This is a genomic window from Leptospira congkakensis (assembly GCF_004770265.1).
In the GTDB taxonomy this organism is placed as follows: domain Bacteria; phylum Spirochaetota; class Leptospiria; order Leptospirales; family Leptospiraceae; genus Leptospira_A; species Leptospira_A congkakensis.
Genome location: NZ_RQGQ01000004.1, coordinates 627,222 through 650,234 on the forward strand (window position 1 = coordinate 627,222; position 23,013 = coordinate 650,234).

General features: G+C 40.4%; 24 protein-coding genes. 8 read left to right on the forward strand and 16 right to left on the reverse strand.

Going from position 1 to position 23,013, the window contains the following annotated elements; translation table 11 throughout:
- Positions 1-54: 54 nt before the first annotated feature.
- Complete coding sequence (locus EHQ70_RS03975) at positions 55-807, forward strand: SDR family NAD(P)-dependent oxidoreductase (protein ID WP_135583705.1); 753 nt, start codon at positions 55-57, stop codon at positions 805-807.
- Between the two features lie 16 nt (positions 808-823).
- On the opposite strand, the gene EHQ70_RS03980 is transcribed toward EHQ70_RS03975, so the two are convergent.
- The 3 genes from EHQ70_RS03980 to EHQ70_RS03990 all read right to left on the reverse strand — a co-directional run bounded on the left by EHQ70_RS03980 (position 824) and on the right by EHQ70_RS03990 (position 2,722).
- On the reverse strand, positions 824-1,444 hold the full coding sequence (locus tag EHQ70_RS03980) for a hypothetical protein (protein ID WP_135583707.1): 621 nt from the start codon (positions 1,442-1,444) through the stop codon (positions 824-826).
- Positions 1,431-1,865: a hypothetical protein gene (locus EHQ70_RS03985; protein ID WP_135583709.1), complete on the reverse strand. Its 435-nt coding sequence runs from the start codon at positions 1,863-1,865 to the stop codon at positions 1,431-1,433. The genes EHQ70_RS03980 and EHQ70_RS03985 overlap by 14 nt, the downstream gene beginning before the upstream one ends.
- A gap of 422 nt (positions 1,866-2,287) precedes the next feature.
- Positions 2,288-2,722: a winged helix-turn-helix transcriptional regulator gene (locus tag EHQ70_RS03990; RefSeq protein WP_135583711.1), complete on the reverse strand. Its 435-nt coding sequence runs from the start codon at positions 2,720-2,722 to the stop codon at positions 2,288-2,290.
- Positions 2,723-2,836: 114 nt separating this feature from the next.
- Between EHQ70_RS03990 and EHQ70_RS03995 the strand changes: the two genes are divergently transcribed.
- Both EHQ70_RS03995 and EHQ70_RS04000 read left to right on the forward strand, forming a co-directional pair.
- Positions 2,837-3,640 carry an SDR family NAD(P)-dependent oxidoreductase gene (locus EHQ70_RS03995; RefSeq protein ID WP_135583713.1) on the forward strand — a complete coding sequence of 268 codons (804 nt, stop codon included), beginning with the start codon at positions 2,837-2,839 and terminating at the stop codon, positions 3,638-3,640.
- 44 nt (positions 3,641-3,684) lie between these two features.
- Positions 3,685-3,792 carry a zinc-binding dehydrogenase gene (locus tag EHQ70_RS04000; protein ID WP_279638497.1) on the forward strand — a complete coding sequence of 36 codons (108 nt, stop codon included), beginning with the start codon at positions 3,685-3,687 and terminating at the stop codon, positions 3,790-3,792.
- Positions 3,793-3,863: 71 nt separating this feature from the next.
- Here the strand turns inward: EHQ70_RS04000 and EHQ70_RS04005 are convergent, their stop codons facing one another.
- Complete coding sequence (locus EHQ70_RS04005; protein WP_135569832.1) at positions 3,864-4,724, reverse strand: flagellar hook-basal body protein; 861 nt, start codon at positions 4,722-4,724, stop codon at positions 3,864-3,866.
- A gap of 113 nt (positions 4,725-4,837) precedes the next feature.
- On the opposite strand from EHQ70_RS04005, the gene EHQ70_RS04010 reads away from it, so the two are divergent.
- Genes EHQ70_RS04010 through EHQ70_RS04030 form a run of 5 tightly spaced genes read left to right on the forward strand, consistent with a single transcriptional unit; the run spans position 4,838 to position 10,243 of the window.
- Complete coding sequence (locus EHQ70_RS04010) at positions 4,838-5,206, forward strand: RNA-binding protein (protein WP_004788891.1); 369 nt, start codon at positions 4,838-4,840, stop codon at positions 5,204-5,206.
- The gene (locus EHQ70_RS04015) at positions 5,207-6,397 is read left to right on the forward strand and encodes an ATP-grasp domain-containing protein (protein WP_135583715.1); all 1,191 of its coding nucleotides are present in this window, start codon (positions 5,207-5,209) and stop codon (positions 6,395-6,397) included. It abuts the gene before it with no gap.
- A complete protein-coding gene (locus EHQ70_RS04020; protein ID WP_135583717.1) occupies positions 6,394-7,002 on the forward strand; it encodes a class I SAM-dependent methyltransferase in 609 nt (202 codons plus the stop codon). The genes EHQ70_RS04015 and EHQ70_RS04020 overlap by 4 nt, the downstream gene beginning before the upstream one ends.
- The gene (locus tag EHQ70_RS04025) at positions 7,002-7,883 is read left to right on the forward strand and encodes a class I SAM-dependent methyltransferase (RefSeq protein ID WP_135583719.1); all 882 of its coding nucleotides are present in this window, start codon (positions 7,002-7,004) and stop codon (positions 7,881-7,883) included. Before EHQ70_RS04020 ends, EHQ70_RS04025 begins: the two co-directional genes overlap by 1 nt.
- A gap of 8 nt (positions 7,884-7,891) precedes the next feature.
- Complete coding sequence (locus EHQ70_RS04030; protein ID WP_135583721.1) at positions 7,892-10,243, forward strand: YhjD/YihY/BrkB family envelope integrity protein; 2,352 nt, start codon at positions 7,892-7,894, stop codon at positions 10,241-10,243.
- A 75-nt stretch (positions 10,244-10,318) separates the two neighbouring features.
- Here EHQ70_RS04030 and EHQ70_RS04035 read toward each other — a convergent pair whose 3' ends face one another.
- The 12 genes from EHQ70_RS04035 to infB all read right to left on the reverse strand — a co-directional run bounded on the left by EHQ70_RS04035 (position 10,319) and on the right by infB (position 23,001).
- Positions 10,319-10,801 (reverse strand): rod-binding protein, encoded by a 483-nt coding sequence (locus tag EHQ70_RS04035; protein ID WP_135580478.1) that lies wholly within the window; start codon positions 10,799-10,801, stop codon positions 10,319-10,321.
- A 35-nt stretch (positions 10,802-10,836) separates the two neighbouring features.
- Positions 10,837-11,982, reverse strand: a complete 1,146-nt coding sequence (locus tag EHQ70_RS04040; protein WP_135583723.1) for a flagellar basal body P-ring protein FlgI — start codon at positions 11,980-11,982, stop codon at positions 10,837-10,839.
- A 6-nt stretch (positions 11,983-11,988) separates the two neighbouring features.
- On the reverse strand, positions 11,989-12,774 hold the full coding sequence (locus EHQ70_RS04045; protein ID WP_135584343.1) for a flagellar basal body L-ring protein FlgH: 786 nt from the start codon (positions 12,772-12,774) through the stop codon (positions 11,989-11,991).
- A 13-nt stretch (positions 12,775-12,787) separates the two neighbouring features.
- A complete protein-coding gene (gene flgA / locus EHQ70_RS04050; RefSeq protein WP_135583725.1) occupies positions 12,788-13,738 on the reverse strand; it encodes a flagellar basal body P-ring formation chaperone FlgA in 951 nt (316 codons plus the stop codon).
- On the reverse strand, positions 13,738-14,535 hold the full coding sequence (flgG, locus tag EHQ70_RS04055; RefSeq protein WP_004788667.1) for a flagellar basal-body rod protein FlgG: 798 nt from the start codon (positions 14,533-14,535) through the stop codon (positions 13,738-13,740). The genes flgA and flgG overlap by 1 nt, the downstream gene beginning before the upstream one ends.
- A gap of 72 nt (positions 14,536-14,607) precedes the next feature.
- A complete protein-coding gene (gene dut, locus EHQ70_RS04060; protein ID WP_135583727.1) occupies positions 14,608-15,051 on the reverse strand; it encodes a dUTP diphosphatase in 444 nt (147 codons plus the stop codon).
- A 114-nt stretch (positions 15,052-15,165) separates the two neighbouring features.
- Entirely contained in the window at positions 15,166-16,452 is a 1,287-nt protein-coding gene (locus EHQ70_RS04065) for a M16 family metallopeptidase (RefSeq protein WP_135583729.1), read from the reverse strand.
- 37 nt (positions 16,453-16,489) lie between these two features.
- Complete coding sequence (gene pnp, locus EHQ70_RS04070; protein ID WP_135583731.1) at positions 16,490-18,580, reverse strand: polyribonucleotide nucleotidyltransferase; 2,091 nt, start codon at positions 18,578-18,580, stop codon at positions 16,490-16,492.
- Positions 18,581-18,585: 5 nt separating this feature from the next.
- The gene (gene rpsO, locus EHQ70_RS04075) at positions 18,586-18,852 is read right to left on the reverse strand and encodes a 30S ribosomal protein S15 (protein WP_100742754.1); all 267 of its coding nucleotides are present in this window, start codon (positions 18,850-18,852) and stop codon (positions 18,586-18,588) included.
- Positions 18,853-18,878: 26 nt separating this feature from the next.
- Positions 18,879-19,808 (reverse strand): tRNA pseudouridine(55) synthase TruB, encoded by a 930-nt coding sequence (gene truB, locus EHQ70_RS04080; RefSeq protein ID WP_135583733.1) that lies wholly within the window; start codon positions 19,806-19,808, stop codon positions 18,879-18,881.
- A gap of 114 nt (positions 19,809-19,922) precedes the next feature.
- On the reverse strand, positions 19,923-20,357 hold the full coding sequence (gene rbfA / locus EHQ70_RS04085; RefSeq protein ID WP_135583735.1) for a 30S ribosome-binding factor RbfA: 435 nt from the start codon (positions 20,355-20,357) through the stop codon (positions 19,923-19,925).
- Positions 20,358-20,367: 10 nt separating this feature from the next.
- Positions 20,368-23,001, reverse strand: a complete 2,634-nt coding sequence (gene infB, locus EHQ70_RS04090) for a translation initiation factor IF-2 (RefSeq protein ID WP_135583737.1) — start codon at positions 22,999-23,001, stop codon at positions 20,368-20,370.
- Between the last annotated feature and the right edge of the window lie 12 nt (positions 23,002-23,013).

A 23,013-nucleotide genomic window follows, 5' to 3' on the forward strand; every position in this document is an offset into this window, starting at 1 on the left:
AAAAAGATCTGGAATTCGCTTGCGTTGTTTTAAATCCAATAGCTACTCTTGGTCATGGATCAAATTTTAAAAAACAAAAATGCAATTATTACAGGAGGTGCTCTTGGAATCGGAAGAGAAACATCCTTACTACTCGCGCGGAAAGGGGCTCATGTCATTGTATCTGACATCAATCTAACAGAAGGAAACAAAGTTGTCGCGGAAATTGAACATTTAGGTGGGTCAGCTGAATTTATCAAATGTGATGTCACCTGTGAGGAAGAAATCATTACACTTGTCGAAACATTCAAATCAAGGAACAATCGTTTGGATATTATGGTAAACAATGCCGGAATTGCAAACAAACCAACATTTATGCACAAGGTGACAACCGAAGTCTGGAACCGTTTAATTTTAATGGATTTAACAAGTGTATTTTGGTGCCAAAAATATGCCACAAAACTAATGCTTGGTGACCGTATTGGCGGATCCATTATCAATGTTGCCTCAATCGCAGGGCTTGGTGCTTCTCCTTCGCTTGGTCCTTATTGCGTAGCCAAAGCGGGAGTGATTGAACTGACAACCACAGGTGCCTTAGAAGTCGCACGATTTGGTGTTCGGATCAATGCAGTTTGCCCCGGTTGGACTGAAACTGCAATCCTCGATGTGGCAGGAGAACGAGGAAAAGAGGCCATGGAAAAAAATATTCCGATGGGAAGGCTTGGTAAACCGGCGGAGGTGGCAAACCTGATTGGATTTCTAGCATCAGAAGAATCGAGTTTTATAACGGGATCAGTGTATCGTGTGGATGGGGGAACAAGGAGTTAGCGAGGATTAGTAAAAATTATTTACACATATCAGAAAAAATGTCATCGGGGGTTTCTATGATTTTGGAGCTATACGAATCGTTTTTGATATCTACTTCGATATAAACAGATTGATTGGCTTCGACAGTAAAAAATCTATAAACATAGAAATTATCATAATGAGGCAATTCAAAATCGCGTCGATTATCAAACATTGAAAATTCGTAAATATATTCACCTTTTGGTATTGGAAAATAATTATTACAAAACTCAATTATGGAATTTTGTCGATGTAAATTTCCTCTAGCTTTATAATATACAGATTTATGAATAGAAGAATATGGAATTACAGAATTGCGGATAGGGTAATCCCAATAACGCATCCTCATCCAAAATCGATTTTTACCAAAAACAAAATAATAAGAATAACTATTTGATTCATTTCCCGATTTTTCGCCCAAGACATTTACAATAAAATAATTATTTTGATGATCTGGAACTGGTACTGCCTTAAAAATATATTCGCTTTTACCTTGCAATAAAGGACTGGTTGCAATATTTAACAAACTGGTAACAGGATCTGCTTGAGTGACAGATAATACATGAAAATCTAGAAAAAATAAAAATAGAATTAGAAAAATAGCCTTAGTTTTCCACATACAATTCACCTGATTTTGATTTTTTTTTGACGCGAAATTTTTGTTTTTTGTCCTTTGCAAAAGAAAACGAATATGCCTTTTCCATCTCATCTTTACGATACCGGATCTGAATTGTCTGATTTCTGCATGGGATTTTATGGAAAAAACCATTTTTAGGATCAATATGCAAAGGCAATCTATATTCTGAATCAGGATCAGTGTGAACATTTAATTCATCTAGTAACTCTTCTTCAACATCGAAAACGTTTGTTCGATCCAATACAATTGAAATTGATGTTATATTTTCCAAAGCTCCCGAAATAGCAAGTGGACAGAGATTTTTGGCTAAATAAGGATGATAAGTTAATTGAATCGTATGAGTTGTATCACAGCTACCGATATTGAGAAATAATAAACTTAACCAAAGAAACCGAAAATACATACTACCCCCTTGGTATTAAGAATCATATAGTTTCATTCAATTTCTGAAACTATATGGAATAAAAATATGATCGAAAAAACCACTAGCGGTCGCTATTTTTTTACCATTTTAATCAATGATAAGATTTTATAATCTGAAACAATAATTAAACAGAAATGGTAGGGATTAATAATATTAAAATTTAATGACAGACGATGATGGTTTATTTCAGCTTATCTTAGGTTTCGTGAAAGGGATGTGGAGGGCTTGGTCTGACGAATGTCAGACGGGAGCGAAGGCGCACCCCGTAGCAGCCCGGGCCCCGAAAGTGGATAGAATCGAAGCTCTAGTAAGAAGAATTTAATATAAATTGAATACAATGTCTTTCGGGGATTCACACGAGAAAGGAAATCTGATGATTCATTAAGGAAGATTTCATTTATCTATTCCTTCTCTGTACTAGATGCCAGTTCCTTTTTTAGGTCTTTCATCAGAGTGCGCACAACTGATTCTTTATCTTTTTTTACTGCTTTCATTCTATCTTTTAGATCTTTAGGAATATCAAAATACTTTTCAGCCCATAAGTGAATTTCCACTAAGATAGGAAGTAAATCGATTCCTTTATTCGTTAACTGATACAGAACTTTTGCTTTGCTTTCAGGATGGTCTAATTTTTCAATCAGATCATTTTCCTCGAGCAACTGAAGCCTGGATGCCAGAATATTCGTCGCAATGCCTTCTCCTGATTTCAAAAAATCACCATAAGTGCATTTTTTATGGTTCATAAGATCTCTGATAATGAGAAGGGACCACTTATCCCCCCAGATATCAAGAGAACAACTAATGGGACAATCTGATCTTTTTTGATTTGTTGGCATATTTTCCAAAAAATTCACTTGCAAAATAAAAGTAGTTTTCGTCCATTATACTTGTGAATTGCAAGTGATTAGTATATGGATCTCAATTTACATGATACAAGGCAAGGATAAAATATGAAACAGACAATTCTCGTTACAGGCGCTTCTTCCGGAATCGGGCTTCTGATTGCTAACAAATTGCATAAGGACGGTCATACTGTGGTCGGTACAAGCCGAAATCCAAAAAACCATTCTTCCCAAGTCCCTTTTAAAATGATTGAATTAGACATTACCTCGGATAGCTCCATCGAATCCTTTGGAAAACGATTATTTAATGAAATTCCAAAATTAGATGTTTTAATCAATAACGCAGGATATTTAGTCGCAGGTCTTGCAGAAGAGACTTCGGTTGATTTAGGGAAACAACAATTTGAAACTAATTTTTGGGGGACTGTGAAAATCACCAATCAGTTGTTACCCTACTTTAGAAAACAAAGATCAGGAAAAATCATTACCGTTGGATCGTTTTTGGGACTCATTGGACTACCAAACGTTGCCTACTATGCGGCTTCCAAACATGCACTGGAAGGTTACTTTAAGGTTTTGCGTTTTGAATTAAGAGATTTTAACATTCAGGTGAGTATGGTGGAACCAATGAGTTTCCAAACCAATATTGGGAATAATGCGGTTCGTTCTGATTTACAAATTGAAGATTATGATGTACTACGCAAACAAACAGCGGCTTTCTCTAAAAATGCGTTCAGTAATTCGCCAACCCCTGAACCGGTTGTGAAAACTGTCGTTGGTGTCATTGGTGAGAAGGATCCAAAGTTTAATTTTCCTGTGGGGCCAAGCGCTTCCTTTATCCTTACTATGCAACATTATGCATACAAATTGTTTGAAGGTGCTATCTTTAAACAATTGCGTAGTGCTAAATAATATTCGTTAACATATAGGGAATTTACATAAAGCAAAAAGGAACAATTCGTCCGGTAGTGGACAAAGTCTTCCCTTTTGAAAAATTCAATGAGTCTTTGGTTTATGTAGAAAGTGGAGATTCGAAAGGGAAGGTAGTTGTAAAGGTAATTTAAATTTTTACAACTACCTCTGCTGAAAGGATTTCTCTATAGTTCGAATCCAATAAATAATGCGGAAATTTATCTTACCGCATTATCTCAAATAGTCGACCAAGTAAACTGTCTTGGGTTTGCATGGTTTTAGAATTGGCTTCGTATGCACGGTTTACTTCAATCATGTCTACCATTTCCGTCACAACAGAAACATTCGAAGCTTCTAAATAACCTTGTAACACTTGTGGGGCAAGAAGTTCTGGAAAGGCAGTGGGTTCGCCGGATTCAGGAGTGTCGGAATAAAACGAGTCCCCTTCTTTGTCTAGGTGGCGCGGGTTTTCGACCGTGCGGATTTTTAATTTATCGAGTAGGACTGGGTCTTCGAATCTGTTTTCGCTGAAATTGGTTCCATCTTTGGGAGCGGTTCCGAGTTTGGCGTTGATATAGATTTCCCCATTTTCTTTCACAAGGAAATTTCCTTGGTTCACTTGGATGGGGCCTTTTTCGCCGAGAAGAGGAAATCCTTGCGGGGTCACAACAAATCCATTTTTATCTAAAACAAAACTCCCACTCCGAGTGAGGCGTTCCCCACGATTGGTGAGAACAGAAAAAAAGGCAGGTTTTTCCATACCGGGTTGGTCTTGGACCATCAAATCAAAAATATTATCCGTTTTTTTCACAGCACCTTGTTCGAAGCGAGTGTAAACTTCGTTCACTTCGGCACCAAACCCCAGTTTACCGACAACGGGAGAAGTATCAAAGGAACCCATTGGTGTTTTTCCAATCCCATCTTCCGAATAACGATGGAGTAACATTTCGGGAAAGGTTTTGAAGACCGTGGTATCTTTTTTAAATGCAGTTTTATCCACATTGGCCAAATTGTTGGCGACCACGTCCATTCTCACTTGTTGGGAAATCATCCCATTGGCACCAGTATAGAGTCCTCGTAACATAACTTTCCTACCTATAATTTCTTTCGACAAGATCTGTCGATTCCCCAAGAGAAAATGCGACATAGTCAAAAAAGAGTTGAAGTTTTCTCGAAAATTCGAGAGAAATGAAGGACATGAAGTTATCCATTGGAAACCTCCCCCAGTCGCTTACCGAAGAAGCCCTCGAAAAACTTCTTTCTGCTCATGGAAAAGTGGAACACCTCCAAATCAAACGGGACAAAATCACCAAGGTATCCTTGGGATATGGAACGGCAGATATGGCGGATGCTGATGCAGCCAAAGCGATTTCTGCTCTCAACGGAAAAGAAATCGAAGGAAAGGCAATTGTCCTAGTCAATCAGGAAGAACTTACCAAGTCGCAAAATGAAGCCGCGAAAAAGAAAGGAAGCCCTGCTGTTTCCAAACCTACTTTTGGTAGAAACCAAACGAGTGGTGGCGGCAATACTGGAGTCCAAAGGAGAGGCGGTTCTCGCGGGTCGTAGATGAAACAACTGACCGGCAGTTACCTTTCCATAGGTGCTGGAGAGAACCAAATCCCCCTCATTCGGGCTGCCAAAGCCAGAGGACTCAAAGTCATCTCCGTAGACACAGATCCCCAGGCTCCTGGCCTAGTCGAATCCGATATTCGTATATTAGAATCTACTCATGAATATAGAAAAATTCTCCATGCCATGAGTCGGGTTCCCCTCCCCTTCAAACTGATGGGAGTGGGTTCAAGATCCTACGGTAAAGCCGTGTATACAGTTTCTTACTTGGCAGAGAAAATGAAACTTCGCGGGAATCCTCGCGATACAATCAATTTGTTTTTGGACAAAGAAAAATTTAAAAACTCTGTCCAAAAGTTTGGAATCCCCCTTCCAGTTTCTCTCCAATCCAAAACAAAAGATAAAAAATTTGAACTTAGCTTTCCGGCAATCGCCAAACCAAAAGAAGGTTCAGGGAAAAAGGGAATTACTGTTTTAGAATCTGAGGCAGAATTCAAAAAATTCAGTCGTTTGAAAACAAGCGAAGGTTTCCTTTTAGAACCTTTGATTTCAGGGGATGAAGTGACAGTCCTTGGTTTTGTCATAGCGAGACGTTTTTATTTAGTTTCACTCACGGACAAAATCACTACCGGCAAACCAAGGTTTATTGAAGTCGCGCATGTAGCACCTTCAAAACATATCCACATGGCTGGGGAAATCAAAATGATCTGCCAAGCGGTTGTCACCGCAACAAAACTAAAAACAGGTCCTTTTGTAGCAGAATTTAAAATCACAAAGAATAAAGAATGCCTACTCATTGAATCGGCACCAGAAGTGGGCGGTGAATTTTTAGCGGATGTTCTCATCCCAGAACACTATGGGTATCAGTATTTCAATGATTTGCTTTCCGTTACCATTGGAGAAAAAACAAGACCTAGTTTTTTAAAAAAAGCAAAAGATGGAATCACCAAATCAGCATTAGTATTTACCCTACCTTCTGAACGCCAAAAAAAAATGGGGGAACCCGTTACCTTGGAAGCAAACATGGGTGAAACGGTATTTTTCCAAAAACAATTAATTCCAACTGGCAAAACACTAGATAAATTAGAAGGAAATCACAAAAGAACCCAAGTGTTTGGAATCACAACAAAACTTTCCACAAACACAAACGATTGGTTAGATTCCATTTTCCAAAGAATCAATTCATGAAAAATGTCTGGGATGAACACTACGAAAGACCAAAATCGAAATTGGCCTTTCCTGATGAAAATTTAATCCGTCTTTTATCGAAAATCCAACCAAAGAATCGTAACGCTCTAGACTTTGGTTGCGGATCGGGTAGGCACTCCTACCTACTCCAAAACGAAGGATATAAGGTTACTGGTTGTGATACTGCCAAAACCACCATTGATCTGTTAAACGGAGAATCTTCTTCCATTCGGTTTTTACACACTCCTGATTCCGACCTTCCCTTTTCTCCAAAAGAATTTGGCCTCATCATAAGTTGGGGAGTGTTTCATTACAACCAAAGAGAAGATGCCAAAAAACTATTATCATCCTTATATGAATCACTCGATACGAATGGTTATCTTTTGGGTTCCATTCGTGCCGATGGAGACACCCATTTAGGTCTTTCGAAAGGCAAAATGAATTTAAAAGACTTAAGCGGTGGTTATGCGGAAACCTATTCCTTGGAAGATTTACAAACTTTTTTAAGTATTTTTTCTAAAATATCAATTGGTTATTCCGAACGAACTCCACTTGGAAAACTAGAAGAACGAATTTGTCACTGGTTTTTCCTTGCTGAAAAATAATGAATCCGAATCCTTCGCTGACCGAATTATGCCCACTTGACCAAACAAATGATTGGCGGCCCTTATATTTAACCACAGGAAAATATAAAGGCCTGTCCATAGTGGAATGTAAATCCTGCAAACTCCAAGCCCTCTTTCCTCGCCCCAATCAAAAAGAACTTTATACCAAAGACTACTACCAAGGCAAAGCAGACTATACTTACATTGATGAAAGGGATCATAAAAAATTCTTTCAATATGTTTGGAAAGCAAGGATTCGAAATATTAAGAAATTCATTAAAACGGGGAACTTTTTAGACATTGGATCTTCGTTCGGAGGATTTTTAGAATCAGCCAAAGAGGAAGGGTTTTTTGTCCAAGGTGTAGAGATTTCGGAATATGCTTCTCGTTATGCGAATACAATAGGAGTCCCTACATTTAACGGTGATTTGATAGAAGCAAAATTTCCAGACCACCACTTTAACGTGGTCACGATGATAGAAGTGATCGAACATATCGAAAATCCAAATCTTTTTTTTAAAGAACTCGTTCGGATTCTAAAACCAGGTGGCCTACTTCTATTACAAACCGCCAATTTTGATGGATGGCAGGCCAAAACCGAAGGCCCACGTTATCATTACTATATGCCAGGCCATGTCTTTTATTACTCAGACACCATCCTAAAAAAAATATTGACGAACCTTGGATTTAGTCATTTTGTATCGTACTTCGGAGTGGATTTTCCTTTATATGCAAAACTACAAAAATCAAGAGGTTCCTTCCAAAACTGGAAGGACTACTTCCAATGGTTTCGTATTTCGTATTACCATTTTAAATCCAAATGGAAACGAAATGGATTTCCCATCACTTCAAGTTACGTTTTGTACGCTTTTAAAAAATAGGTAACCCAATGACTGATCTCACCAAACCTCCTTTACTTGTCCGACTCACAACGATTCCAGAAGAAAAAGGTTGGAAAAGAAAACTCATTTTAGGTGTTCGGGTATTACTCGTATCTGTCCACCGGTTTATGAAAGATGATTGCCTCATCATTGGATCAAGTTTGGCATATACAACCATTGTCACACTCATCCCCACTCTAACAGTGGCCCTTGCTCTCATTACCGTGGCTTCCGGAATCCAAACAAGACAAGGAGAAATGGTGGATGAGATTAACTCCTATCTCCTCAGAAACAATATCCAATTTGATATCTCTCCATACCTCGAAACTCTTACCGACATTATCTCTACTGCTTCTCAAATTGGAGCTGTAGGATTTGTTGTTTTTATTTTTTCCGCAACGGCAGTATTACGATCTTTAGAAAAAGCATTTCATATCATTTGGAAGATTGACCTTCATCGAAACTTTATCAACAAATTCGTATTTTATTTTTTTCTGATTTCTTTTGGCCCTCTTCTCTTTGTGGTCGGTAAAAATATCACCGATAAAATTTCAGATTCCGTTCGCCCTCCCCATCTTAAGTCCATTGTCTCCACCAAACATGGAGAATTGTGGGTAGCCGGTGAAAAAGGAAATATTGGAAGTATCAAAGAACTTAACAAATCAGTATCCTTCATTCCTAATTCTAGTATTGATTTTGAAAACATGCTTTGTATTGATTTTGATACTGTGGAAACTGGGACTTGTAAAAAACCTGATATCTCAAAAGAAAATTTTTTCCGCATTCGAAGTGTGGGTAACTCTCTATTCACAATTTCTGAAGAAGGAACCTTTCTTTATTCGAATAATTTAGGTAATACATGGAACCTTCATTCTCTCAAAGGGATCGCTGTATCTGACTTTGGAGCCATCGACTATGATACTTTGTTCATCCTCACAAAAGACACTCGCACCCTTCGTTATGAAATTGGAAAAACCTTAAAAGAGATCAAACGTTTCACAGATCCTGCTATCACTCCCATTCGGATTCGATTCTTTTCCGATAAGGATGGTTTTATTTTAGATCGAGAAGGAAGACTTTGGAAAACTAGTGATGGAGGGTTTACATTTTTCCCACAAGAAATATCCCAAAAACCTCTCAATGACATTGCCTTCCTAAATCGTAATGTTGGATTTTTAGTAGGAGATAGTGGTGCCATCTTCAAAACCGTAGATGGCGGTTATACTTGGACAGAGTTAAGTCATAGAAAATATTCTTATGAACGTGTTTGGATTTTTTCTTCTCCGAAAAAACAAGATTATGATGTATTCATTCTCACATCACTCGGCGACATTTTACTTTCCGAAGATGAGGGAGAAAACTGGTCGATTGCATACAAAGGTAAGGCAGGAATGATTTTAGATATGATCCTCCTTTCCAAAACGAACCAGGAACCAGAAGTCCAAGTAGAGGGAGCGGTTCCCCCTACGGAAGAAACTGTGGAAGTAGAAATCCAAGGAGAAAACAATTCCACAAACGAAAGTATGTTAGGTTTGGTAGGTGTTGGTGAATTCAATAAAATCATTCGAGTAGAAGAAGATTCGAAAGGCCAAACCATTTGGAAAAAATATCAAGGAGGAAAACGTTTTTTCTCTCTCTATTCTATTTTCCAAATCCTCCTTCCCCTCCTCGCCCTTTGGCTTTTCTTTTTGTTGATATTTAATATCATCCCCAATACAAAAGTTCCGATCAAAGCGTCCTCCATTGGAGCTGCCATCACAGGAATCATTCTCATCATTTTCTTTTGGGGGTTTATCAATATCTATCTAACTTCCTTTACCGAAAAAACAATGTTAGTGTATAAAGCTCTCGCAGCAATTCCTATTGCCCTACTTGCCATTTACTCCATCTCTCTCATCATTTTGTATGGGGCAGAAGTGACTGCCACCTTACAATTTCCAGACAGATACATTCTCCCAAAAAATCCGTTTGAAGATATAGACAGTACCTTATCTTATGAATTCTACAAAACCATTCAAGTTTTGGCACTTACCTATGACTACCAATCCAAAAAGGGAGAACTCATCAAAAGTTCAGTTTTGCGAAAAACTCTTGTGATGCCAGAAAAGGATTTAAATGATATTTTAGAAAAACTAATCAATGCAAAGTTAGTGGAAGTAACCGAAGACAAACGGATCACACCAGTCAAACTGAAAGAACAAATTGATCTGGTAGCTTTATACGAACAAACTTCTAGTTTTAAAATTGGAGCTCCCAAAGAAACGTCCAATCTTTCCACAAAACTGAATGAAAGTTTAAGCCAGTTGGAAGGAAAGTTTAAAGAGGAACTAAAAAAGATTTCTTTTAAGGATTTGGTTTAGATTTAGAAACTAAGAACGGAAGATTTTTTATCTTTATAGGTAATGACTTATAACCTTTTGTCAAAAGGCTATAATCTAAAAATAAGGATTTTTTTTCACTGGAGGAAGAGAGGCAGACATTTGTTTGTAAATCTCTTCCGCAAGTCCCATCGATTCGTTTTGGGAAATATTTTTAGCATACTCATCATAAAGCATATCTTCAAAAATTTCTTCGGCATATCCGCCATCGATCATTTTCTCTTTGTGGATGGTGTTTTTCATTTCTTTTAACATCATCTTCACAAAAACAGATTCAAATTCCACGGATGCATCATAGAGTTTTTTTCTATAAGGATCTTCTTTAATTTCCTCACGAATGTTTTGTGGAACTCGGAGGGATGAAGAACTCACTTTCCCCATAATTTCTTCATGAGTTTCTAGTAGGTTCTGGAAGTCGGACATACCTTCTTTTTTGGCAGTTTTTGTTTCATCCGAATAGGATTTCATCCGATTCAGGATGGATTCATCCTGGGAACGACTCAGGCGATTCGAATAGTCTTGGATTTTGTGAATGTCCATATTATGTCTACTAAACCTATCGGCAGATTTTCAAATTACTGAATCACAAGTTCTGCTTTTAAGGCCCCTTGTTTTTTTAAGGCCTCCAAAATGGAAATAATGTCCCGTGTGGAAGCTCCGACTTTGTTCAGAGCACCCACCACATCCGAAACTTGTGTGGTTTCTTTTAAAACAAAAACAGATTCACCCTTTCCCTCTTCTTGGATGGGGAAAAAATACCGCGACTTGTCTCGGTTCGCAATTTGGATGGTGAGTCCTTGTTGGGAAATGGCTACTTCATCAATAGCGATACCTGCTCCCATCACTATGGTTCCCGTTCTTTCGTTGATCACCACACGAGCCACAGGTGAAGAATTCACTGTTAGGTTTTCTAACTTAGCAAGGAAAGCCAAATCGAGTTTCGGTTCTCCCGCAGCCATTTCGCTCGCGGGATTTTGGCCTGATGCTTTTAGAGGCAGGGGAACAAGGACTTCAGTAGGAGAAACTACTTCTGGAACCACTGCCAGTTCGGCAGTGATGGCATCTACAATCGCACCCATCGTAGTATAATCTTTTTCGAGAAGTGTGAGTTTGACAGATTTAGTCACAGGGGCATTGGGAACCGATCTTTCTAAAATCGCACCCATAGGAACAAGAGCCGTATTGGATCCTGATTTTTTATCAGCCCCTCCTCGTTTTTTCTCTTTTCCACCAAACGCGAGTACACCGGAAGCAACGGCAATGATTTCTCCATTCCCTGCTTTCAATGGGGATTGTAATAGCACTCCTCCTTCAAGAGAACGTGCGTCACCGAGGGAAGAAACTAACACATCAATTTTATCCCCTTCTTTGAGGTTTACGGGAACATTGGCAGTGATGAGAACAGACGCAGTATTTTTTGCATCTCTTAGGTTCTTTTTGGTATTCACACCAAGACCAGCCAAATAATTCTGTAAGGCTTCTTCGGTGAGTGGATTTTTTGTATCTCCTGTTCCATTCAGACCCACAACAAGACCAAATCCAGTGAGTTGATTTTCGCGAACTGCATCAATTCGCACCAAATCTTTTAGTCTGGTCTCTACAGCAAAACTAGGGAGAGTCGCAAAAAGAAAAATAACAAGTGCTGACAGGGGATTTCCTAAAAAGCGGAAATCTTTTTTTGAGAACTCTAGGTTAGATACATTTTGATTCAAAACAGGCATTGTTACTTACTCACTTTCACCTAAGAGTCGTTTGATATTCTTTAAAATGATTTCTTGTTTTTCTTGTTCCGAAAGTTCTGCTTTTTCGGTTACCGTTCCATCGGGATTGGTAATCCGTTTCATTTGAATATTAGGATTTGTGAGTTCTTTAGGATTTAGAGTTCCTTGGTATTCCACTCTTAGGTTGGCAATCAGATCACTCGAAATAAAACGATTTTTGTCCAAATCTTCTGGAGAAATAGTCCCCGACAAACGAAGGTTAATCCTTTCTTCCGATAAATTGAATACCTTACTCCCTTCCAGTTCCAAGTTTCCTGTTCCAGGATCAATTCCTGTGACAAGGACTGCCATCACCCCCACAACTTTTCCTTGTGATTTGGATTTTCCTACCTTGGATCTCATATACGTGGAATTTGAGTTATAAGCAGGAAGATCAGGTACTAACTTTTTATCGGGAACCGTTTTGATATCATTATCAAAAGTAGCTTTGTATTCAGATTCATATTCCACACGAAGTCCGTTTTTCAAAACAACCTTTACCACAGTTCCTGGTTGGATGGTTTTGGGATAAGAGTAAGGATCTTTGTCTTTCCAAAGAGAATCTGCAAACAAAAGAGAAAAGTTAGAAAAGAAAATAGATACGGCAAATACAAATAGAAAAGGGAGAAAAAACGTAGGAATATTTTTAGCTGTATCTTCCGGCGCACCAAAGGAATTCAAATCCAAAGGCAAACACTCTTCGAGGTTGAAACTGGAACGATCACTTTGTATGGAATTTTGATTCTTCATCATCATTGTATGAACCTTAAATTTCTTCCAGAAGGCAGATCCCTTCGTTTTGAACTCTAGCTTTGATGATTTTTTGAGAAGCTAAGTTGAGGACAGAAATCTCATCTCCACGATTCCCTGATGCCAGTGCTCTTGTTTTAATTTTTAATAAAAGATTTCCGGTAGTATAAACAAGTTGCACTTCTTGTCCCCTTTCAATTGTGTGAAGGGTGCGGACTTGTTTTTTTTCAATGGTCATATCACTCGCGAGAACGCCAAGAGCTGTTTTTCCCACAGGACTTTCTTCCACATACTCACGGTTATGATCTGCTGTGAAAAAAGAGCGGATTTCTACATCTTCCTCAGTTAATACTGTTTTTGCGGGAATTTCTCTTTTGGTAAAATAGGCTTTTTTCTTTTCTTCAATGAGAAAGGGAACCGATTCAGAATGAACCATCTTTCCTTCAAAATAATAATCTAAAGGAAAAAGTCTTTTTCCTCCATGAAGGGTACGGCCCGTATTTCTCCAAACGAGTTTGGTTCCAGAGATAACTTGTAGAGATTCTTTTTCAGAACTGAGTCGAAACAATTCTCCATCTTCACCAATTGCCTGTTCCACGGATTCTTTAAGATTTTGCCAAAGAGACCGTTCTAAATCTTTTTTAGAAACGAGAGTGGTTTTAGGGAGTAAAATTCCCTCTTTTCCCATGACTTCAAAAGAAACTGATTCTCCCGCTTCTGTCATTTCTGACTTGTAACGAGAATTCAAAACATCTACCAATTGTTCGGGAGTCAAAACTTTGGGTGATTGTAAATTTTGAAAAATGACTGGGTTCCAATTTCCTTTCCAGTTGGTAAATTCAGACAGACGGATCTCCCCTGCACCGACAATGGTTTTGGGTTTTAGGTAGAGCCGAAAATCTTTTTCCTTTGCCAAAGCAGGCAAGGAAAGAGCCAAACTAAAAAGGAATAGGAACCAAACTTTCATTAACGTTTCAAACCAATTGCCGTTGAAAGCATGTTATCCGATGTTTGGATGGTTTTGGAATTGGATTCGTAGGCTCTTTGTGCCACAATCATATTCACCATCTCTTCTACGATCTTTACGTTACTCATCTCTAAGAAACCTTGTAAAACACTTCCATATCCTTCTTGTGAAGGCATCCCTGGAATTTCAGGACCGGATGCGACTGTTTCTCGAAACAAGTTTTTACCAACGGCTTGAAGACCGGCTGGGTTCACAAATCGGTAAAGTTCCAATTGACCTATGGTTGTAGGACGGATATCGTTTCCGATTTTTACCGTCACTTCTCCCTCTTCGGAAACCATTAAAGTATTGAGGATGGCATTCTCTGGTAAGATGATGGGTGGTTCGAGTAAGTATCCGTTAGAGGTAACCACTTGTTGGTTGGAATCAATTTTATAGGATCCGTCTCTTGAGTAGGAAAAGGTTCCATCTGGCATTTGGATTTTGAAAAATGCCATCTCGCCAGTAAGGGCAAGGTCTAATTTGTTTCCCGTGGCTTGAAAAGAACCAATTTCGAATAACTTCTGTGTGGCGGCGACTTTCACACCATGACCCACATTCACACCGGTAGGAATTTCGGAAACAGAGGTGGCTGGAGTTCCCGCAAGCACTTGGTGTTGGTATACTAAATCTTCAAAGTCCACACGATTCTTTTTGAAACCAGTGGTGTTTACGTTCGCAAGGTTATTGGCAACCGTATCAATATGGAATTGTTGGGCAATCATCCCGGTAGCACCGGTCCAAAGGGATCGCATCATAAAAAGGCACCTCTACAGCTTTCTATCGGTAGAGTTCAAAAAAAGCTAAGTGTCTTTTTTTCTAATTATGTCTTATTTTCCAGTGCTCCCAAATCCTCCAGCTCCCCTTTCTGTGGCGGAAAGTTCTGTTACCACCTGAACGGGAAGCTGAGCTACTGAATGGAGCACCATTTGAGCCACCCGAGTACCCGGCTCCAAAACAAAGTCCACCCCACTTAAGTTTAGAAGTGGGATGAGAATCTCTCCCCGGTAATCCGAGTCAATAGTACCAGGGGTATTTGGCATGATGATGGAATTCTTTGTGGAAAATCCGCTTCTTGGTCGAATTTGGCCTTCATACCCTTCGGGAATGGCCATCGCAAGACCTGTGGGAACAAATACCACTTTGCCATTCGGCAGGATGAGGTTTTCAGTGAGGCAAGCAGACAAATCCATCCCCGCCGAACCAGAAGTTTTGTATTCTGGAAGAACGGCTCCCTCTCTTAAAATTTGAATGTGTAAATTCGGTTGGTTCATTTTAGTCCTTAAAAACAGATTCTATGCAGCTATGGTATCGTTCGATCCAATGATTTGGATTCTGCAAAATGGGAATTCAGCATCTATAAATTTCAAATGTTTGTATTGGTCTCTTTAAACACCAAACTGGACGGGAATTTTGGAGAATTGACTTTCTGACATATCTCCCACACAAGACAAATGGACTTTCTTTAAATCAAACAACTGTTTTGCGGTTTCATTGATTTCATCCAAGGTCACTGATTTGATGGATTTCATTCTGTCTTCCAAAGAAAAATACTTACCGTAATAGATTTCTTGGAGGCCAATGTTATTCATTCGGTTTTCAGGAAGTTCATATCCAATTGCAATTGAACCCATTTGGTTGGATTTTGCATCAGCTAGTTCCGTTTTAGAAAAACCATTTTTAGAAATACTTTCCAATTCTTTTAGGATGAGTTCCACACAACGTGCTGCCTTTTCTTTGGAGGTGGCAGAGGAGATAGAAAATAGCCCGGTTGTTTTGTAATAGGAAGGGAAACTATAAATGCTATAACACAGTCCTTCTTTTTCTCGAATGTTTTGAAAAAGCCGCGAAGCCATTCCCCCACCAAGAATTGTGGAGATGAGCTGGGTCACAGTCACCGTTCGGTAGTCCCTCCTGTTCCCATTCACACCAAGCATAATATGGAACTGTTCAATTTTACGGCGTTCCAAATGCTTCGAATAACTTTTTTTAGGTGCCGGAATGATGAGTTCTGTTGGATTTTTACCCTTTGGATTTTCAAAGGAAAAGTATTTGTTGGTTAGATCTAAAATTTTTTCCCAAGTGAAATTTCCAGAAACAGAAATCACCATATTTTTTGGGAAATAATGTTTTTCGAAAAAAGTGCGGATGGATTTTTCCGTTACGCCAGTGACAGATTTTTTCGTTCCAATAATATCACGGCCGTAAGGTGACTTACCAAAGATATTACGAAAATAATAGTCGTATACAAAGTCATCGGGGGCATCTTCATAAGAACGCATCTCTTCCATAATGACACCCTTTTCAATTGTGATGTCTTCTTTACGAAAAAGAGGACGAAATAACATATCGGAAAGAATATCAAAAGCAAGTTCCGCTTGGTCTTTGATTGCCACTACATAGTACTGAGTGTATTCTCGCCCAGTAGAACCATTTAAAATCCCACCCACACGTTCAATGGATTCAGCGATTTCTTTACTAGTTCTTGTTACCGTATCTTTAAAGAGCATATGCTCTAAAAAGTGAAAGTATCCGTGTTCAGAATTAGTTTCGGCAAGGCTGCCCTGTTTCAAAAAAACACCCACCCCCATAGAGGATGCGTGTTTCATAGGTTGGAAGAGAACCGTTAACCCATTGGGTAAAACGGTTCGTTTGCATTCGATGACGGATGCCATTGGTTTCACTCCCCCCAAACAGTCGTTTGGGGACTGTTTAGTTGTCTAAAAGAACATCCTTTCTTGAAAGGTCGATTTTTCCCATTTTATCAACGGAAATCACCTTCACTTGGATTTTGTCCCCTTCAGAAACAATATCACGAACCGATTGCACTCGTTTCACATCTAGTTTAGAGATGTGGCAAAGGCCCTCTTTTCCTGGAAGAATTTCAACAAAGGCACCAAAGTCAGCAATTCGTTTGATCACACCGTCGTAGATTTTTCCTACTTCGATTTCTTCAAAAATTCCATCGATCATAGCAATGGCTTTGTCTTTTGCTTCTTCACTTGGAGAAGCAATGGTTACTTTACCAGTATCATCTACGGAAATTTCAGAACCAGATTGTTCGATGATCGCACGAATCATTTTACCACCAGGGCCAATGAGTTCACCAATTCGATCTTTTGGAATTTGTTTGAGAGTGATGCGTGGCGCATTGTTACTCAAATTTCCTTTTACGGAAGAAATGGATTTGTTCATTTCGCCAAGGATGTGGTCACGACCCACTTCTGCTTGTTCAATGGCTTTTTGTAAAACTTCCAAACCAAGTCCGTTGACTTTTAGATCCATTTGGAAAGCAGTGATCCCTTTTTTAGTTCCTGCGAGTTTGAAATCCATATCACCAAAATGGTCTTCGATTCCAGCAATGTCAGAAAGAACTGCAAAACGACCCTTTTCATCACTGAAAAGACCCATAGCAATTCCTGAAACGGGACCAGAAATCGGAACTCCGCCGGCCATAAGAGCCAAGGTTCCCGAACAAACGGAAGCCATAGAGGAAGATCCATTGGATTCTAAAATTTCAGATACAATTCGAATCACATAAGGAAAGTCAGTTTGTGATGGAAGGACTTTTTTGATCGCACGTTCCGCTAAGTTTCCGTGACCAATTTCACGTCTTCCAGGGCCAGAGTTACGACGCACTTCCCCAACAGAGAATGCAGGGAAATTGTAGTGCAACATAAAGTTCTTTTCTTTGGAACCTTCCAAAGTTTCGTATCTTTGGTTGTCGGAAGTAGTTCCTAAAGTCACAACACCAAGTGATTGGGTTTGTCCACGAGTGAAAACTGCCGATCCATGAGGACCAGGAAGAACATCCACTTCGCAAGAAATTTGACGAATTTCATTGGTTTTACGACCGTCAAAACGAATTCCTTCGCCGAGCACAAGTTCGCGGACCACTTCATATTCTAATTCATGTAGGAAATGTTTGATATCTTTTGATTTGTCTTCTGGAGCCAGTAGAGTTTTAAAATGTTCTACTGTTTCTTTGTTAATGGCTTTGATGTCATCATTACGTTTTGCTTTGTCTGCATTTTTGTTCGCAGCAGTCAAACGGTCGAACGCGAACTCACGGATTTTTGCGTGAAGTTCTTTGTCAGGAGCTTTTAAAACTACTTCCTTTTTTACGGTTCCGTTTTTCTTAGCTAATTCTTCTTGCATCGCCACAGCAACTTTCAATTGCTCCTGTGCAAAACGAAGGGCTGCCATCATATCTTCTTTGGAGATTTCATTTGCTTCCCCTTCGATCATGACGATAGCATCTTTGGTTCCCGCAACTACCAAATCTAAATCAGATTTTGTAATTTCTTCGTTTGTAGGGTTTAGAACAAATTCTCCACCGATACGACCGATACGAGCACCAGCGATAGGGCCAGCGAAAGGAATGGAAGAAACGGAAAGTGCCGCCGAAGCTGCGTTAATCGCATGGCCTTGGACAGATACTTGTTTGTCTGCTGATAAAACTTGAACGAGAAGTTGTACTTCAGAGAAGTATCCTTCTGGGAACATAGGGCGAATCGGACGATCCAGAATTCTGGAAAGTAACACTTCGTGTTCTGCTGGTTTTGCTTCGCGTTTGAAGTAACCACCAGGAAAACGACCTACCGAGTAGGCTTTCTCTGTGTATTCGCAAGTAAGTGGGAAAAAATCTTGTCCTTCTTTTGGTTCGTCAGCAGCACAAACTGTGGCGAGAAGAACCAAATTTCCGGTTTTGTATACAACCGACCCGTGCGCTTGTTTTGCCCACTTGCCGGTCTCAATGGTGATAGAGTCTCTACCCCAAGAACCAGTGAACTCTGTAGCCATAGGAATTACTTCCTAAGGCCGAGTTTTTCAATCAGCTTTTTATAACTTTCTACGTTGGACTTTTTAAGGTATTCCAACAAACTCTTTCTCTGGTTCACCATTGCGATAAGACCGCGGCGAGAGTGAAAGTCCTTCTTGTTCGCTTTGAAATGCTCAGTAAGGTCTTTGATTCGAGAGTCGAGAAGAGCGATTTGTACTTCTGCAGAACCTGTGTCGTTTGGTTTGCTACCGAATGTAGCAATGATCTGCTGTTTTTGTTCTTTTGTGATCATACTAGTGTCCAGATTTTAAGAAGGACTCATTTAGAAAACATAATTTTTGCAGAAGGGTCAAAAAATACTTTTCTGTACCGGTAGGGAATGTGCTCCGGTTTCCCTTCGTAATCGCACCAGGCAAGGATGGTGGTTTCGTCCGCGTCCACGATATAAAACCCGTTTTCTACAGGCGTCGGGAGTTTGTCCCAAATGTATCCCCCGTGGATGACTGCCTTTTTTTCTTGGGCGTCCACGATCCGGACAGGAAGTGGGAAAACTTCTTTCCAATTTCGTAAATCTTTCGGAGAAATTTGGTCTAGGGTTTTCACTCCGTCCAAATGGAATTCACCAATGGATTCCCGCACGAGCCTGCCAAGGGAAAGTGGAATCCCCCATTTTTCAGAAAGATCTAAAACGATTTTGCGAATGTACGTTCCCGAACTCACATGGATCCGAAACGAAAATCCAAGTTCTGTCTGCAAAACATCTTCTACTTTGTAGATCGAAATGGGTCTTTCCTTTTCCTCTACGACCAATCCCTCTCGAACCAGATCCGACTGGCGTTTCCCACCAACTTTTAGAGCCGAAATTTTGGGTGCTTTCTGGGACGTGAGTGTCGTGAGTTGTGTAAGTTCCGCAAGCAATCGTTCTCTTGGAAATTCGGAGACAAAGCGGGGAAGGAAGTTTTCCCTATCGTCTACTTCCACTAGCCCATCAGGATCACCAGAATCGGTTTTGAATCCGACAACCACTTCCGCAAAGTAAGACTTGTCTTTTCCAAGAAATACTTGGGAAAAAGCAGTATAATCCCCACAGGGCAAAATGAGTAAGCCTTCCGCAAACCGGTCAAGAGTTCCGGTATGGCCCACTGACTTTTGACCTAAGATCCGTTTGGTTTTTAGAACCAAATCGGAACTTGTGATCCCTGGTGGTTTGTAGACAAATAAAAATCCAGAATGGTAGGGTTTAGACATAGGATAGTGTCACCTAATCAAAGCAAGTTGTAGTCAGTGAAAGATCACTCGAAGGCAAATTTCCCTTCGTTTATTTGATTACTCTTCGTTCTAATCACAACCATCCATTTCTCTTTAGGGTGGTGATTTTGGATCCGAATCGGAATCATCATCCTCTGCTTCTTCGGTTTCGGATTCTTCTGGATGGAGTTCTTCGAATAAAGTTTTTGGTTTGGATTCATCAATCAAACGATTCACTTCCAAACTTTTGATGTAGTTATTGTCCCAGACAAATGTAAATCTTGGATTGGTATGAAGGTGGAGATTTTTTCCCACAAAAGAGGAAAGAAAACCGGCACAAGAAACAAGTCCTTGTGTGAGTTTTTTTCTTTCATTGTTATTACAAAGAGCCGTGAAATAAACCTTTGCATATTGAAGGTCTTCACTGATCTCAATCCGATGGAAACTTGGTAAAAAGACCCGGGGGTCTTTTACCTTGCCTTCCAAAATCGCAGTGGAGATTTGGCGAATGATCTCCGATTCGAGTTTTTTCATTCGAATGGGATTCATTTAAGCCGCCTTACAGTTTACGAGCAATCTCGCGAATCTCATATGCTTCGATTTCATCACCCACAACAAAGTCGTTAAAACCATCGAGTAAGATACCGCACTCGAATCCAGTGAGAACATCTGCCACATCGTCTTTCATACGTTTGAGGTTTTTGATCTTACCTTCCCAAGTGATTTCACCAGACTCGCTCGAGATGACTCGAACATAAGCTTGTTTAGTGACCTTACCGGATTTCACCATACAACCTGCAATGTTACCAACTTTAGAAATTTTGAATACGTCTCGGATTTCTACCTTACCGATTACGTTTTCTACTTTTTCAGGTTCGAGCATTCCTTCCATGGAAGCTTTCACTTCATTGACCACATCGTAGATGATACTATAGTATTTGATTTCTACTTTTTCTTTCTCTGCAAGAGAGACTGTTTTTGGGTTCGCACGTGTGTGGAAACCAATCACAATTGCATTAGATGCCGATGCCAAAATGATATCGGAATCTACAATGGCTCCCGTTCCTGCATGGATTACGTTGAGGCGAACATCGGCAGTAGAGAGTTTTTCTAATGCTTCTTTTACCGCTTCTGTAGATCCGCGAACGTCCGCTTTAATGATGACTTTGAGTTCTTTGAGAGCACCTTGTTTGATGATCTCACTCATGTTGTCGAGAGTGACACGAGTGGCCGCATTTTTCGATTGGCCAAGTCTTTCATAATCTTGACGGCTATGAGAGATAGAACGTGCTTCTTTGTCATCGATCACCACATCAAATGGTGCTCCTGCATCTGGAACTCCATCAAGTCCTGTCACAAGGGCAGGGAAAGATGGACCAGCTTCACGGATGGAATGACCAAGATCATCATACATGGCTCGCACACGACCAGCGTGAACTCCCGCAACAAAAGCATCTCCGACACGAAGAGTTCCGTTTTGGATGAGAACCGTTGCCACAGCACCACGACCTGGATCGAGTTTTGCTTCCACAATGGTTCCTTTTGCTTTACGTTTTGGATTGGCTTTGTGATCCAGAAGTTCTGCTTGGATGAGAAGCATCTCGAGAAGTTTATCAATACCAATATTATTTTTAGCAGAGATTTCACAGAAGATGGTAGTTCCACCCCACTCTTCTGGTTGTAATCCGTAGTTGGAAAGTTCTTGTCTCACCTTTTCCGGATTAGCTGCTGGTAAATCAATTTTGTTTACAGCAACAATGATCGGTACTTCTGCTTCTTTTGCGTGGTTGATGGCTTCGATCGTTTGAGGCATCACCCCATCGTCTGCAGCAACAACAAGCACAACAATATCAGTTACCGAGGCACCACGTGCTCTCATGGAAGTAAAGGCTTCGTGACCAGGAGTATCAAGGAAGGCAATTTTTCCACGGTTGGTTTCTACTTGGTAGGCACCAATGTGCTGAGTGATTCCACCCGATTCCCCTTCTGCCACTCGCGAAGAACGAATGGTATCAAGAAGTTTTGTTTTACCATGGTCAACGTGACCCATAATGGTAACCACTGGAGGACGAGTGATATAGTCTTCCGGAGCATCCTTCTCTTCTTCGATGACAGTTTCATCGTAAAGAGAAACAATCTTCACCTTACAGCCGTAATCGTCTGCGAGGATGGACGCTGTTTCTGCATCGATCACATTATTGATGGTAACCATCATACCCATTTTCATGAGTTTACTGATGACTTCACCAGGTTTTAAATTCAGTTTTTTGGCAATCTCTCCCACTTGGATATTTTCCAAAATGGAGATTTCTTTAGGAACAGCAGCAAGAGCTGCAGCCTGTGCTTTTTGTTTGCGGAAAGATTGTTTGAAAAACTTGGTGTTCTCGTTTTCTACGCGACCACCCTTTTCTTTATCGAATACTTTCTTTTTTGCTCCGCCGGGTCCACCTGCTCCAGGTCCGCCCGCTCCAGGAATTCCACCAGGATTACCGAATGGAGAATCTCCCATTGGTCGACCAGTTCCAGGACCACCTTGACCAATCGGTCTAGCACCACGATTCCCTTGGTATCCACCAGGACCACCTTGTCCAGGTCCGCGATTCCCTTGGTATCCACCGCCACCTTGTCCAGGTCCGCGATTTCCTTGGTATCCGCCACCACCTTGTCCAGGTCCGCGATTTCCTTGGTATCCGCCACCTTGACCTTCTGGTCTTGGAGGACGAGGAGTTGTGGGTCTCGAAACAATCGGGTTACGATCTTCTTTTCTAAAATAACCTTGGTTTCCTCCTCCTTGTTGGCCGCCTTGGCCACCACCACCGGAACGGTAGTTAGGAGAAGAAGTATCACCAGAAAGGATGGATTCGGGTTTACGATCCATCGGAGGTCTCTCTCGTTCTGGTTGTGGCTCTGGTTTTCTATCCGGACGAGACACAATTGGTGATGCTTGGGAAGGAGCTTGTGGACCGGAACCGAGTCCCTGTCTTTTGGCTTCCTCACGAATGAGTTCATTCAAATCCTTTTTTTTGTCCGAAGCAGGAGAAGTTGTTTTCGCTTCTGCGCTTTGAGGACTTGCACCGGATTCTTTTTTCTCATCTGCAGGTGCCGCTTTTTTCTTGATGACAAGTTTTTTCTTGGTTTTGTCACCACTGGCTCCCTGCTGGAGGGTTTCTTTAATCGATTTTTGCTCTTCCATAGTATGCCTTAA